Source organism: Actinophytocola sp. (genome assembly GCF_050699935.1).
In the GTDB taxonomy this organism is placed as follows: Bacteria; Actinomycetota; Actinomycetes; order Mycobacteriales; family Pseudonocardiaceae; genus Actinophytocola.
The window spans coordinates 1-14,580 of sequence record NZ_JBOHGB010000169.1; the positions used below are offsets into that span (position 1 = coordinate 1).

The 14,580-nt window shown below is 72.4% G+C and carries 11 protein-coding genes and 1 pseudogene; 1 reads left to right on the plus strand and 11 read right to left on the minus strand.

Going from position 1 to position 14,580, the window contains the following annotated elements:
* Nucleotides 1–1,489, plus strand: a 1,489-nt coding sequence (locus tag ACRDTB_RS32925; RefSeq protein WP_431436114.1) for a TNT domain-containing protein, incomplete at its 5' end; no start/stop codon positions are given.
* Here the strand turns inward: ACRDTB_RS32925 and ACRDTB_RS32930 are convergent.
* From ACRDTB_RS32930 to ACRDTB_RS32980, 11 genes and pseudogenes are all read right to left on the minus strand, one after another.
* Nucleotides 1,486–2,082, minus strand: a complete 597-nt coding sequence (locus ACRDTB_RS32930; RefSeq protein WP_431436115.1) for a pentapeptide repeat-containing protein — start codon at nt 2,080–2,082, stop codon at nt 1,486–1,488. The two genes, ACRDTB_RS32925 and ACRDTB_RS32930, sit on opposite strands and share 4 nt — an antisense overlap.
* A 10-nt stretch (nt 2,083–2,092) precedes the next feature.
* Nucleotides 2,093–2,524, minus strand: coding sequence for a universal stress protein (locus ACRDTB_RS32935; protein WP_431436116.1), 432 nt, complete (start codon nt 2,522–2,524; stop codon nt 2,093–2,095).
* A gap of 716 nt (nt 2,525–3,240) precedes the next feature.
* Entirely contained in the window at nt 3,241–6,615 is a 3,375-nt protein-coding gene (locus tag ACRDTB_RS32940) for an error-prone DNA polymerase (protein ID WP_431436117.1), read from the minus strand.
* A gap of 63 nt (nt 6,616–6,678) precedes the next feature.
* On the minus strand, nt 6,679–6,879 hold the full coding sequence (locus ACRDTB_RS32945; RefSeq protein WP_431436118.1) for a hypothetical protein: 201 nt from the start codon (nt 6,877–6,879) through the stop codon (nt 6,679–6,681).
* Nucleotides 6,879–8,453, minus strand: a complete 1,575-nt coding sequence (locus ACRDTB_RS32950) for a DNA polymerase Y family protein (protein WP_431436119.1) — start codon at nt 8,451–8,453, stop codon at nt 6,879–6,881. Before ACRDTB_RS32950 ends, ACRDTB_RS32945 begins: the two co-directional genes overlap by 1 nt.
* A 119-nt stretch (nt 8,454–8,572) precedes the next feature.
* Nucleotides 8,573–9,280, minus strand: a complete 708-nt coding sequence (locus ACRDTB_RS32955; RefSeq protein WP_431436120.1) for a hypothetical protein — start codon at nt 9,278–9,280, stop codon at nt 8,573–8,575.
* Nucleotides 9,281–9,720: 440 nt separating this feature from the next.
* A complete protein-coding gene (gene purH, locus ACRDTB_RS32960) occupies nt 9,721–11,298 on the minus strand; it encodes a bifunctional phosphoribosylaminoimidazolecarboxamide formyltransferase/IMP cyclohydrolase (RefSeq protein ID WP_431436121.1) in 1,578 nt (525 codons plus the stop codon).
* A complete protein-coding gene (purN, locus tag ACRDTB_RS32965) occupies nt 11,295–11,927 on the minus strand; it encodes a phosphoribosylglycinamide formyltransferase (protein ID WP_431436122.1) in 633 nt (210 codons plus the stop codon). Before purN ends, purH begins: the two co-directional genes overlap by 4 nt.
* A gap of 97 nt (nt 11,928–12,024) precedes the next feature.
* Complete coding sequence (locus tag ACRDTB_RS32970; RefSeq protein WP_431436123.1) at nt 12,025–13,428, minus strand: cell division protein PerM; 1,404 nt, start codon at nt 13,426–13,428, stop codon at nt 12,025–12,027.
* Between the two features lie 141 nt (nt 13,429–13,569).
* Entirely contained in the window at nt 13,570–14,238 is a 669-nt protein-coding gene (locus ACRDTB_RS32975; RefSeq protein WP_431436124.1) for a DUF5336 domain-containing protein, read from the minus strand.
* A 187-nt stretch (nt 14,239–14,425) separates the two neighbouring features.
* Nucleotides 14,426–14,580, minus strand: a pseudogene (locus ACRDTB_RS32980) (succinate--CoA ligase subunit alpha); the annotation flags it as partial.

Below are 14,580 nucleotides of genomic sequence, written 5' to 3' on the forward strand. Positions count from 1 at the left end.
GGCTCCGCCGGGTCCCGGGGGGTCCGGTCCCGGCGGGCCCGGTGGTCGGCCGCCCGGCCCGCCCCCGACGAAGATCGCGCAGCCGGTGACGCCGCCGGAGTCCGCCGGTTCGGCGCCGGCGGCCGCGCTGCCGTCCCAGGGCCCGCCCGGGCGGACGGTGGACGCGCTGCGGTCGCGGCTGGCGGAGCTCGGCGTGCCGGAGTCGACGTTCCGGATCGGCCCGCCGGCCGGGCGGGCGTGGACGATGGAGCAGACGGACGAGGGTTGGCGGGTCGGCTGGTTCGACCGGGCCTTCGTGGCACCGGCGATGTTCGAGGACGTCGCCGACGCGGCGGCGTTCCTGCTGGGCAAGCTGATGCTGGACGCGGATCGCGGGCAGGGTGTCAGCGGGCCGGTGCACGTGGTGCCCGCCCAGCACCCGGTGGGCGACCGGCTCGGCGGGCAGGACGTGGGGCGGAGCTCCGACGAGGCGGTCCGGCCGAGCGAGGAGTTCGCGGCCCCGCCGGACTACGCGCGGACCGAGTTCGCCTCCGCGGACGCCGGTTTCCGCGCCTCCGACGCGTTCGGTGCGGCCGATGGTGGCTACGCGCCCGACAACGCTTTCGGTCCGCCCGACGGCTTCGGTCCGGGCGGCGGTGGCTTCGGTCCAGGGGGCGGTGGCTTCGGCCCGGGGAGCGGGTTCGGCGCGCCGGACGCTCCGGCGGCCGCGGCCGACCGGCCCGATGCGCCCGGGATGCCCGACTACGGCCAGGCGGACGGCGAGCCGGACCTGGGCCGCCACAGCCGGCACGGCCGGCATGACGCCGACCACGCGGACAACGGGCATGCGGACAACGGCCGCACGAGCTTCGCGCAGGCCGACGCCCCCGGCTACCAGCCCGAGGGTGCGTTCGGCCAGCCGGACGCCGGTTTCCGACAGCAGGAGGGTGGCTTCGGCCAGCCGGATCCGCGGTCCGCGCGAGCCGGCGCCGAGCTCGAGCGGACCCAGTTCGCCCGCCCGGACATGTTCCGTACCGACTCACCGCCGTCGGGCTTCGACCGGCCGGACCTGTCGCGGCCGGAGTCGCGGCATGGCGACCAGGCGACCACGGTCGCCCAGCCGCTGCCGGGCCGGACGGCCGCCGCGCCGTCCGGAGACTGGCCGATCAGCCCGCTGCCCGGTGAGCCCCCGCTGACGCTGTTCCGCGGCAAGCGGCTGGTCGAGCTGGAGCCGGGCACGGAGATCGACCGCTTCGGCGAGGACGACGGCAACCTGGTGTACGCGCTCGGCACGCCGTTCAAGGAGCGGTCGCTGGTGCCGGACTGGGTGGACCGCCCGTACCACGCGTACCGCGTCCAGCAGCCGGTGCAGGTGTTGACCGGCGCGGCGATCCCGTGGTTCGACCAGCCGGGTGGCGGAACGGCGTACATGCTGCCCGACGCCTTGGGTGAGCTGGTCGCGCTCGGCAGGCTGGTGGAGGTCATCGGACGGGACCGGCCGCCCGCCTAGCCCGACGTGTCGACGCGCAGCCCGTGCGCGGCGGCGAACGAGACGGCGGTGTCCAGGTCGACGAGGGCGCCGGCGAGCTTGGCGTGTGCGAGGCCGGTGGCGTCAAGCTTGGCGTCACGAAGGTCGGCGCCGTCGAACCTGGTTTCGGCCAGGCGCGCGCCGGTCAGGTCGGCGCCGCGCAGGTCCGTGTCGCGGAGGTCGGCGCCGAGGAGGTTCGTCTCGCGAAAACGCAGGCCGGCCAGGATCGTCTTGCGCAGGCTCGCCTCGGTGAGGCTCGCGAGCGTGAGGTCGCAGTCGACGATCTTCCACGGCCGGAACCGGCACTCGACGAACGTGGAGCCGAGCAGGCTGCAGCCGGTGAACTCGCTCTCGGTCAGCGTGGTGCGGCGGAAGGTGCAGGAGCGGAAGGCACTCGAGCCGTGCCGGGACTCGCCGAGGTCGGTGCGGGTGAAGTCGCAGTCGTCGAAGGTGCAGCCGTTGGTGACCATGCCGCGCATGTCGGCCTCGACGAACGTGCAGCCCTCGAAGTGGCGCCCGGTCCATTCCTGTCCGGTGAGTATCGCGTCCTGGTAGTCCGCACCGCGTTCGGTCATGTGCGGCACTCTAGGGAACGACCACGACAGGCCGGCGCGCGTCGTTCACGAGCGCCCGCGCGACGCCGCCCCCTCGTCCGACGACGATGCAGTCGGCCCGCCGCGCCTCGGCGACGGCTTCGAGCCCGTGCGCGGGATCACCTCGGTAGTGGACGAGCTCCCACCGCACGCCCACCGGGTCGAGGTAGGACGTGGCCGTCTCCCGCAGCTCCGCGACGAGCGCGCCGGCCGCCTCAGCCGCGGTGGCCATGCCGATCGGCGACCAGTAGGCGGGGCTGGTCAGCGCCTCGACGTAGACCAGAACCAGCAGCGCCCGCTCGCGGCGGGCGAGCCCACTGGCCCAGGCGGCCGCATGCAGGGCCCGATCACCCCCGTCGACTCCGACGACGATGACGGCGAGCCCGTCTTTGCCGACATCGGAATCGCGACGCTGCGACGACACACTCTGATCTTAGAACCGTTGCGCCACAAGGACACAGGTCCAGACGGCCCTGATCCACCACCAGCGCCGCCAATCCCGGGCACTCGCCGACACGCATTCGTCGACAGGGGTCGCCTGCGCGCACTCCTGCCGTGCGCATTCACGCCCGCGCGCACTTCCGACCGCGCCCGCGCACGCGCATGCCCGCGAGCGCCGACCAGCATGCCCACGCATCAAGGCCCGGCACTTCGTGATCTCAGCCCACGTTCACCTGACGATCGCACACACCGTCACCCTTGGGGGTCCCCTTGCCTTGTCCCTTGGCTTTGTCGTTCGGGGTTCGGCGCTCACGTTCCTGTGCTCACGTTTTGGCGCTCCGTCGCCCTCGCGTCTTCCCTCGCGTTGGCAAAGCCCCACCACTCCCGGGCAGGGGGTCAGCAAAGTCGTTTGTCCTGTTAGGTGGGGATTCCGAGCAGGGTGAGTGGTCGGGTGGGGTTGCGTGCCATGTGGCAACGATCATGCGAACTCGACACTCACATGATCAACGAGACCGTGCCCGCCCCAACAACCGGATGATCGACTTTGCCGACCCCCTGCCACTCCCGGGGGGCCACCCACGTTCCAGCGTACCGGTGATCGGGGGTTTGTGGCCGGTGCGCTGTCGCCCGTGGACAACTTCGGGGTGCGAGTGGAGGGTTGGGTCGCTTTTCGTTGGTAGACAGGAAGTTTGGGGTGGGTCAGCGGAAGTCGCGGGACTTCGCCGGGATGCTCAGGTCCAGGGCTTCCAGGTGGTCGGCCAGGATGCTGGTCACTCCCTCGGCACTTTCCACCATGCCACGAACCAGCAGGGCCGACGAGTTCCTGGCCGTGCGGCGGTAGCGGGTCCACAGGCCCGGTGAGCAGACCACGTTGATCATCCCGGTCTCGTCCTCCAGGTTGATGAACGTGACACCGCCGGCCGTCGCCGGGCGTTGGCGGTGGGTCACGGCGCCGCCGACCAGGAGCCGGGTCTCATTGTCCTCTTCGGACACTTCGGTGATCGGGACCGCGCCCAGCTCGTCCAGGTGGGCTCTCAGGAACTCCGTGGGGAACGAGTCCGGGGACAGGCCCATCGCCCACACGTCGGCCACCGCCAGTTCGAGGGAGCTCATTCCGGGCAACGCCGGGGCCGTGGCACCGACCGTGGTGCCCGGCAACCGGTCCGGGCGCTCGCCCGCCACCGCGCCGGCCGCCCACAGGGCCTCGCGGCGGGCCACCTCGAAGCAGTCGAACGCACCCGCCGTGGACAGGGCCTCGATCTGCGCCCGCGTCAGCTGCACCCGCCTCGCCAGGTCGGTCATGTCCACGTAGAGACCGTTCGCCTCACGCTCGCCGACGATCCGCTGTGCCAGGTCGTCGCCGATCGTGCGGACGGCACCCAGGCCCATGCGGATCGTGGGGCCCGCGTCGTCGTCGCGGTTTCGCGGGTCGCGCGGGCGCATCGCGCCCCCCGCCGGCTCCAGCGTCGCGTACGACAGGCTGGCGTTCAGGTCCGGGCCGTGGACGGTCACCAGGTGCCGCCGGGCGTCGGCCACCAGGGACTGCGGCGAGTAGAAGCCCATGGGCTGCGCCCGCAGCAGGGCGGCGCAGAAGGCGGCCGGGTAGTACAGCTTGAACCACGCGCTCGCGAACACCAGGTACGCGAAGCTCAACGCGTGGCTCTCCGGGAAGCCGAAGTTGGCGAACGCCATCAGCTTCTCGTAGATCCGGCCGGCCAGCTCCTCGTCGATCTCGTGTCGCGCGGCCCCGGCGTAGAAGCGCTCGCGTAATCGTTCCATCCGTCGCGTCGACCGCTTGGCGCCCATCGCCCGGCGGAGCTCGTCGGCCTCGGCGGGCGTGAAGTCGGCGACGTCCACGGCCATCTGCATCAGCTGTTCCTGGAACAGCGGCACGCCTCGGGTCTTCTCCAGCGCGTTCTCGAGCAGCGGGTGGTCGTAGGTGACATCCTCCTGGCCATTGGCGCGGCGGATGTACGGGTGCACCGAGCCACCCTGGATCGGACCCGGGCGGATCAGCGCGACCTCGACCACCAGATCGTAGAACTCCCTTGGCTTCAACCGGGGCAGCGTTGCCATCTGCGCCCGGCTCTCCACCTGGAACACGCCGACCGAGTCGGCGCGCCGGAGCATCTCGTACACGTGCCCGTCTTCGAGGTCCAGCTTGTCGATGTCCACCGGCGTGCCGTGGTGCTCCTCGATGAGCTCGACCATGTACCGCAGCGCGGAGAGCATGCCCAGGCCGAGCAGGTCGAACTTCACCAGGCCGGCGGCGGCGCAGTCGTCCTTGTCCCACTGCAGCACGGTGCGCCTGTCCATCCGCGCGCGCTCCACCGGGCACACCTCGCTGACCGGCCGGTCGCAGATCACCATGCCGCCGGAGTGGATGCCCAGGTGCCGTGGGAAGTTCTCCAGCTGTCCGGCCAGCTCGAGCACGGCCACCGGCACGTCGTGATCATTGTCGTCCACGGTGGACTTGAGCGGCCCCCAGCGGTCGATCTGCTTGCTCCACGCGTCCTGCTGTCCCGGCGAGTAGCCGAGCGCCTTGGCCATGTCGCGCACCGCCGACTTCGCGCGGTAGGAGACGACGTTGGCCACCTGCGCGGCGTGCCGGCGGTCGTAGCGGTCGTAGACGTACTGGATGGCCTCCTCGCGGCGGTCGGACTCGATGTCGAGGTCGATGTCGGGCGGACCGTCCCGGGCCGGCGCGAGGAACCGCTCGAACAGCAGGTTGAACTTCACCGCGTCGACCTTGGTGATCCCGAGCGCGTAGCAGACCGCCGAGTTGGCGGCTGATCCCCTGCCCTGGCAGTAGATCCCGTTGCGCCGGCAGAAGTCCACGATGTCCGACACGATCAGGAAGTAGCCGGGGAAGCCCAGCTCCTCGATGACCCGCAGCTCGTGCTCGAGCTGCGCGTAGGCGTCCGGCCGTTCCTCGAGCGTGCCGTACTGCTTGCGCGCGCCAGCGTAGGTCTTCTCACGCAGGATGCTGTCCTCGGTGTGCCCGTTCACCTCGAACGACGGTAGCTTCGGCGCCACTAGCTTGAGGTTGAACGACAGCTCCAGGCCGAGCAGCGCGGCTCGCTGCACGGCGCCCGGGTAGCGCGCGAACCGCCGGCCCATCTCCGCGCCGGAGCGCAGGTAGGCCGTCGGCGCGGGTGGGAGCCAGCCGTCGAGCTCGTCGAGCGAGCGGCGGGCGCGCACCGCGGCCATGGCGGCGGCCAGGTCGCCTCGGTTGGGGTGCGCGTAGTGCACGGCGTTGGTCGCGATGACCGGCAGGCGCAGGTCCATTGCCAGCTCGGCGAGCAGGTCGTTGTGTGTGGTGTCGAGCGGGAGGCCGTGGTCGATCAGCTCGACGTACACCCGGTCGGCGCCGAACATCTCGACCAGCCTGGCGAGCTCGTCGAAGGCCGCGGCCGGGCCGTCGCGCAGCAGCGCCGCACGCACCGCGCCCTTGCGGCAGCCGGTGAGCACGACGCACTCGCCGGCGGTCTCCGCGACGATCTGGTCGAGGTCGTAGATCGGACGGCCCTTCTCGCTGCCGTCGGCGAGCTGGCCGGTGGTGACGGTGCGGCAGAGTCGTGCGTAGCCGGTGGCGCCGGTGGCGAGGAGGAGCAGGTGCTCGCCCTCCGGGTCGGCGACACCGTTCTGCGGCTCGCCGAGCCCGAGGCTGAGCTCCGCGCCGAAGACCGTGCGCACGCCGAGCTCCTCGGCCGCCTCGGCGAAGCGGACGACGCCGTACATGCCGTCGTGGTCGGTGATCGCGATCGCGTCGAGCCCGAGCAGTGCGGCCGCCTCGACGAGCTCCTCGGGATGGCTGGCGCCGTCGAGAAAGCTGAAGTTGGAATGGCAGTGCAGCTCCGCATAGGGCGTGCGGGCCTCGGCACCGGCAAGGTCGGTGGGACCGGGCGGCCCGACGCCCGCGGGGGCGGTGTAGCGCTCGCGATGCCGGGTCCAGGCGGGGCTGTCACCGCCGTCGCCCTTGATCTCGCCCTTCCCGTGGTCGTCCTCGGGTGGCCGGCCGGAGAGGATGCGCTCCAGTTCGGACCAGCTCACCGGGGGGTTGTTCCAGCCCATCAGCCGGCCCCAGCTCTGATGTGACGGGCGAGACGGTCGGTCTTGGTTCGAGGCATTGGTTCGTCAGTGGGTTCGGATGTTCTCCGGGGAGCGGCGAGGCGCCGGGATCAGGAGGTCCAGGGCCAGCAGATCCGGAGCGGGGGACTCGTGCCTCGGGTGGGCGTAGCCCGCTACGCACACCGGGTTCGGGTGACCAATCACGAACTGGCGGCAGCTGCCGTCCAGGGTGCGGCACTCCGGGCAGGCGCGGGGGTCGCGTGACATCAGTCGTATATCCCTTCCACCGTCCACTTCTCGCCGGCCAGGACGAGCAGCAGTGCGGTTTGTATGTCCTCTTCGGACTCTTCGAGCAGGATCTGTAGGCGGGTGCGCCGGCCGGGGTCGGCCCACCAGCGTTCGTCGGCGGACCAGGGGCCGGCCCAGGCCGTGACCCGGCGCGGGGGGCCGCCGTCCACCGCCACCTGGGTGGGCAGACCGGTCAGCTCGTCGCGGGCGGTGATGTCCACCGGGCTCCCCGACGGGTCGGTCACCTTGGCGGGCAACGGTTTCATCGGCATATTCGCCGGGGACGGGGTGGGCAGCACGCCCGGCCACGGCGCGTCGGGATCAGCGGCGGGACCGCGCTCGTCGCCCCACGGCACCAGTCGCACGCGCTCACCGGGGTTGCGACCGCCGCCGAGCACGGGGACGACCACGGCCTCGGGTCCGAGCAGACCCTGGACATGGACCATGGCGCGGCCGGCACGCTCGTCGGCCTCGGCACGGCCCTCGCCGCGCCACAGGTCCAGCTGCAACGCGTGGCCCTCGATGACCTCGACGGGTTCCAGGCGCAGCAGGGTGACGCCGGCCGACAGCGTGGTGCCGTGCAACCAGCCGTCGAGTTGCCAGCGGACCCGGTCGGCGATGCCGGAGGGGCTGAGTGGCTCGGCGGCCCGCCAGACGCGGTCGCGCTCCTCGCCGTGCGCGGTGGCCGCATGGATGCCCAGGCGGGTGCAGGCCAGGCCGTGTGCGGCCAGGCCGGCATGGAGTCGCTCGGCCAGGACCTTGGCGACGAACGCGGCCGCGTCGACCCGCTCGACCGGCGGGTCCAGCGCCTCGTTGACGGCGAGCTCCGGCGGCGGGCGGCGGCGGTCCGGCGGGCGTTCCTGGCCACCGCGGGCCAGGCGGTGCGCGACCACGGCGTCGGCGCCGAACCGCGCGGAGACGTCCCGCTCGGGCACCTCGGCGAACGCGCCGAGCGTACGTAAACCCAAGCGGCGCAACAGGTTCACCAGCTCCGCACGGTCGTGCCCCTCGGCCGGCCGGTGCAGCTCACGCACGCTCAGGGGGGCGAGGAACCGCGGGCTGCCGCCGCTCTCGACGATCAGTCCGCGACGTGCGGCGAGGATGGCGGCGAACAGGCTGTCGGCGATGCCGACCTGGCACTCCGCGCCGGTGCGCGCGGCGACCTGGTCGATCAACCGCTCGGCGGCGGCCTCCTCCCTACCGAAGTAGCCGGCCGGGCCACGGGCGGGCACCGCGACGATGCCCGGCCGAACTATCTCGACGCCGACCGCGAGTTCCTCGACCGCAGCGGCCACTGGTTCGAACAGCCGCGCGTCCCGGTCGGGATCGTCGGCGAACACGACCAGCTCGGGGCAGCGCCCCTGGGCCTCGCGACGTCGCATGCCTCGTCGCACGCCCTCCGCCCGGGCCAGTGCGCTCGCGGCGACGACGAGATTGCCGGTGACCACCGCGATCGGCCGCCCGGGGAGGAGGGCAGCCGCCGCGCCCGCAGCGGTCACCGGCCAGTCCGGGCACCACACGACGAGCATCCGGGGTGGTGTCCTGACGTCCATGTTTCGAACGTACGTTCGAAGTGCGAGGGTGTCAAGCGAGCTTTCAGCCATCTCTCAGGTGGGCCGGAAACGCTTGGCTGAGGCCAAAGTCAGCCGCATGGACCGACATCTCCGCGTGCTCATGCGACACCCACCGGCGAGCCACCGGCCATGGGGTTCGGGCGGGCCGCGGGGCGCACGTGTTCGAGGGACGGAGCGATGCCGCCGCCGGGACCGGGAACCTGCAGGGACACCCAGGCCGGACGGGCGGCGGCGCCACGACCGCGAGCCCGGACCGTGACCTCGCGGCGGGCGAGGTAGCCGTACCCCTCGCCGATGCCTGCCCAACGGGACCGCACGCAGTGCAGCTCGAGGTCGACACCCGGCCAGGCGCCGACGGCCAGCAGGACGGCACCGCGATGACGGGCGCGCGTGGACAGGCGCCTCGCCTGCGCGTCGGTGAGCCGGGCGCGCGGGGTGACGACGAGGTCCATCCCGTCGAGCAGGGCGGCGACCACCGTGGGCAGGTCGGCACCGGGATGCCGGACGAGCGCGAGCCGGTCGACCGCGACACCCAACTCGGCGGCGGCGAGCACGCCGAGGTTGGGCATGCCGACGACGGCCGCCCACGAGTCGCTCGCCGTCGGCGGAGCCAGCAGGGCGAGCAGCAGTGACGTCGAGCCGTGCACCGACACGGTGCTGCCCCGCCGGAGGCCGCCCCACGGGAACAGCCCGGCAAGGTCGGTGTGCACGGGTAACATCCGCACCCGACCGGACGGCGCCTTGGCGAGGTCGCTGGCCACTCCCACCGCACCGGAAGTGGCCAGCGATGCACCCAACGCCGGCATCCGCACACACCTCCCCGCAACTCCGCACACGCCGCGGGGAAGGCGGCACCACTCGAACGCCTGTTCGATACTAGCACGGGGGCGGACAGGAGGCGACCGGGGTTTCTGCCAGGGTGCCAACCGCGGCCCACCCGGCTGGGGTAAGGCGTCCGTGTAAGGGGCGCGGACTCAACGACCTGCCGGCACTTGCCGAGTCGGCGGTCAGGGGTCGTCCGCGACGCGCAGTGGCTCGCCACGGTCCCGCAACCGTGTCGCGGACGTCGGAGAGCTTTGGGCCCCCGGAATCGAACGTACTGGCGGACACCGACAACACCGGCGTGTGCGCGCTGATCTGTGGACAACCGCGCGCATTGTGGACAACCGCGAGGGGGCCCCCTGCTTTTCAGCCTACCGGTGTGCACCGACGAAAACCGTGTGCGCGAACGGGTCCTGGGGACGGGTCAGTGCGCGAAGTGCCGGGTTCCGGTCAGGTAAAGCGAGGCCCCCGCCGCCTCCGCGACCGCGATCACCTCGGCGTCCCGGACCGAGCCGCCGGGCTGCACGATCGCTCGGACCCCTGCGTTCAGCAGCAACTGCGGCCCGTCCGGGAACGGGAAGAACGCGTCCGACGCCGCCACCGAACCCGCCGCCCGCTCGCCGGCCCGCTCGACCGCCAGCCGGGCGGCGTCGACCCGGTTCACCTGACCCATGCCGACGCCGACGGTCGCACCGCCGGACGCGAGGACGATCGCGTTCGACTTCACCGCTCGACAGGCACGCCAGGCGAACGCCAGGTCGGCCAGGACCTCGTCCGACACGGGGGAACCCGTCGCCAGGGTCCACTTCGCCGGGTCGTCGCCCTCGGCGTCGATGACGTCGCGGGTCTGCATCAGCAGGCCGCCGGACACCGGGCGGATCTCCGCGCCACCGCGCGGCGGGGGCGCGGCGACCAGGATCCGGAGGTTCTTCTTGCGGGACAGCACATCCACCGCACCGTCCGCATAGGACGGAGCGACGATCACCTCGGTGAAGACCTCCGCCACCTGCTCGGCCATGTCCACGGTGATCGCACGGTTGGCCGCGATCACGCCACCGAAGGCGCTCAGCGGGTCGCACGCGTGCGCCCGGCGGTGCGCGTCGGCGATCGCCCCGAAACCATCCACAGTAGACACTGCGATGCCGCACGGGTTGGTGTGCTTGATGATCGCGACGCACGGCAGCTCGTGGTCGAACGCGGCCCGCCACGCGGCGTCCGCGTCGACATAGTTGTTGTACGACATCTCCTTGCCGTGCACCTGCGCCGCGGTCGCCAGCCCACTGCCGCCGTGGCCCGACACGAACAGCGCGGCCCGCTGGTGGGGGTTCTCGCCGTACCGCAGCACCGTACGCCGCTCCCAGCTCGCGCCGACCCAGCCGGGGAAACCCGAGCCCGCGTCGTCGGGCGCGAGCACGTTGCCCACCCAGGACGCCACCGCGATGTCGTAGGACGCCGTGTGCCGGTAGGCCGCGGCCGCGAGCGAACGCCGGTCCGCGAGCGTGAAACCGCCGTCGCGCACCTGCTCGAGCACCCAGTCGTACCGGGACGGGTCGACCACGACGGCCACCGACGCGTGGTTCTTCGCCGCCGCGCGCACCATCGCCGGCCCGCCGATGTCGATCTGCTCGACGCACTCGTCGCTCGCGGCGCCGGACGCCACAGTCCGCTCGAACGGGTACAGGTTCACGACCAGCAGGTCGAACGGCTGGATGCCCAGTGACTCCAGCTGCGAGACGTGGGCCGGGTTGCGCATGTCGGCCAGCAGTGCCGCGTGCACCCGCGGGTGCAACGTCTTCACCCGGCCGTCCAGTGACTCCGGGAATCCCGTCACCTGTTCAACCGGTGTCACCGGCACCCCGGCGTCGGCGATGACACGCGCGGTCCCGCCGGTCGACACGATCTCCACGCCGTTCGCGTGCAGGCCGGTGGCGAGCTCCAACAGGCCCGCCTTGTCCGAAACCCCGATGAGGGCCCGGCGAACCGGGCGCCGCTCGTCAGTCACGGGATGCTCACCTTTCGTCCGTGCACCGTGTAGCCCTCCCGGGCCATCAGCGCGATCACGTCGACCAGCAGGCGACGCTCGACAACCTTGATCCGCTCGTGCAGCGAGCCGGCGTCCTCGTCCGGCGCCACGGTGACCGCCTGCTGCGCCACGATCGGACCGGTGTCCACGCCCGCGTCGACCAGGTGCACCGTGCACCCGGTGACCCGGACACCGTGCGCCACCGCGTCGGCGACCGCGTGCGCGCCGGGAAAGGCCGGCAGCAGCGCGGGATGCGTGTTCAGCACGCGGCCGTCGAACCGCTCCAGGAACGTCGGCCCGAGGATCTTCATGAACCCGGCGGACACCACGAGGTCCGGCGCGTACCCGGCGACGGCGTCCGTCAGTGCCTTGTCCCACGCGGACCGGTCGGGATGGTCGCCGAGCCGTACCACGAAGGCCGGCAGGCCGGCGCGCTCGGCCCGCGCCAGCCCCTCGATGCCGGGCCGGTCCGCCCCGACCGCGACCACGCGCACGGGGTAGCCGGGGTCCGCGCTCGCGTCGAGCACGGACTGCAGGAGGGTTCCCGAACCGGAGACCAGGACGACGACCCGCGCCGGGGCGTCCGGTCTCACCGTCGCCGAGGCCATCTCCCTCAGCGGATTCTCCCCTTTGCGCGCATATGCGCAGCTTAGGCGGCCGCCGGAGATGCGCTCGCCCGGCCCGCCGGGGCGGGCCGGGTTCCGCTCAGCGATCGTCTCGTTCGGGATCGTCCCGGTCGACCTCGTCCGTCGCGAGATCATCCGCTTCGATCGTGTCCGTGCCGGAATCCTCTGTTCCGGACTCGCCTTCTGGGCCGTCTGCCTCTGGAGCTTCTGCTTCCGGGCTGCTTGCCTCGGGGTCGTCCGCTTCGGGGTCGTCTGCTTCGGGATCTTCCGGAGCTGGATCCGAACCGGGCAGGCCGGGCGGGTCGTAGCGAACCGGGCGAGGCCCGCCCAGCCACGCGGTGATCGCGGCCGGGATGCCGACCCACGCCACCAGCGCCATCGACACCGCCGCGGCACGCAGGTTCACCGGGTCGAACGGTCCCATCCCCACTCGCCCGCCCGCGCTCCCGGCCAACACGACGAACACCACGGCCACGACGCCGGCCGCGACCGCGACACCGCGCACGCGCGCGACCGGCTCCTCGGCGACGTCCCTCAGCCGCCGACCGACCAGCACGCCGATACCCAGCGGCAGCACGAACAACGCCGGCCACCACCCGGCCGGCTCCTCCGGCAGCGCGGCGAGCAGCGGCAGTCCGGGCACCGGACCACCGTCGAAGGCCAGCGGCGACACCGACACGATGCCCATCGAGAAGCCGGGCCCGGCGACGAACCCGACCCCGGCGATCACCGCGTTCGGCACGAACCCGACCGACAGCAGCACCATGCCGAGCCCGTTGCCGACGCCGGGGGCGAACGTGGCGAACAGGTCCTTCGCGGTCGAGACCGACGTGAGGAGTGCGAACGTCAGCACCGCCCCGCCCGTCGCCAGCAGCAGCAAGACCGCGACCAACCCGGCCCGCAGCCCGTGCGACGCGACCGGGTCGGCGCGGGCCACGAGGGCGTCCCACAGCCCGCAGCGCCGCAGCACACCGAGGATCGCGGCGAGCGCGGCGATCAGCGTCGGGTAGTAGAACGCGGCCAGCGGATCGACGGACACCCCGTGGCCGGACGCCGCGAGCGCGATGGCGAGCCCGCAGCCGCCGTGCCCCACGGCGATCGCGCCGACCGCCTGCGCCGCCTGCCACGGACCCGACAGGCCCAGCCGCACGGCGGCGCCGGACGCGGCCCGCGCGGCCATCAGCATCAGGCCCACGGTCGGCAGGAGCGGCAGCACGCCGAGCTCCAGCCCGTCGATCGCGAGCGGCACCTGGTGCGCGGCGAGCCAGGCCGGCAGCGCGGCGGCGACCACACCGCCGGTGGAGAAGTGGGCCAGCGGGGCGATCGCGGTGACGAAGGCGAGCAACGCGGCGATCGCCGCGTAGCCGGTGACGATCGAACCGAGCGTGGCGAACACCAGTACCCGGACGCGAATCAGCGTCGGGACGGCGACGTCGTCGTCGTGCCTGGCGTCGGCGGCATCGAGGTCGAGGGACGGCGCCATGCCGCCACTCTGACACGCGGGCGCGGCCGTCCAGGTCAGGCTCGCCGCCCGCGCACCGCATCAGATGAACAGCGTCACCGCACGTCAATGGGGGTGGCACCGGAAATCCGGCGCCACCCCCATCGGTGCGTCTGGCGAGCTCTACTGCTGCGGGTACCCGCCCGGCGGGGTCCCGGGCTGCTGACCCGGCTGGCCGAACTGACCCTGCTGCGGCGCGAACGTGGTCTGCTGCCCCGGCGCCGGCGGGTACTGCCCCGGCGGCGGCTGCTGTTGCTGCGGGAACTGCCCGGACGGCGGGTACATCGGCGGCTGCTGGCCGTACTGGCCCTGCGCCTGGCCCGGCGTCGGCGCCTTCATGATGCCCACCTCGAACAGGTACGCGACCACGCTGGCAGCGCCCTGCAGGATGCCGAAGATCAGCATCAGGATCGAGCCGACGCCGAGGTCCGGGTCGGTGGCGAAGGTGAAGAAGAGCACCGTCAGCATGCCGGTCACGGAGAACGCGGCCGGGGCGATGCCGGCCTTCGCGCCGCCGGGCATGATCGCCGGCACCACGAACAGCCCGCCGAGTAGGAACAGCGCGGGCACCGGCGTGGGCGCCGCGAAGAAGCTCTGGTTGGCACCGTCGAAGATGTCGGCGAACCCCACGAAGAAGTTGATCAGGCCGAGGCCGCCGACGACCAGGAATATGATCTGCGGCAGGCCGAGCTTCGTCCCACTCCCCGGCGGCGGGCCGTAGCCCGGACCTTGAAGCGGCTGCTGCGGGCCCTGACCCGGGTAACCACCCGGTGCCCCGCCTGGGTAGGTCATCGCGTTGCTCTCCTCAGCTCACTCGACGCGATTGCAAACGGTCTCGGTCGAGGGCCAACTGGTAAAGCCGGCCCTCCCCCGCCTCCGACGACCGGAGCCGGCGGGTGGTTCCCTCGTCGGGACCACCGTTGGGCCGGACGCTACACCAGCATCCGACCCGTGGTCCCAGAGACTCGCAGACCTACCCTCAGCCTGCCTTGGCGACGAGCAGCCGAGCGAGTTCGGCGGTCTCGGACGGAGTCTTGCCGACCCGGACCCCCGCGGCCTCCAGGGCCTCCTTCTTCGCCTGCGCGGTCCCCGACGAGCCGGACACGATCGCACCCGCGTGCCCCATCGTCTTGC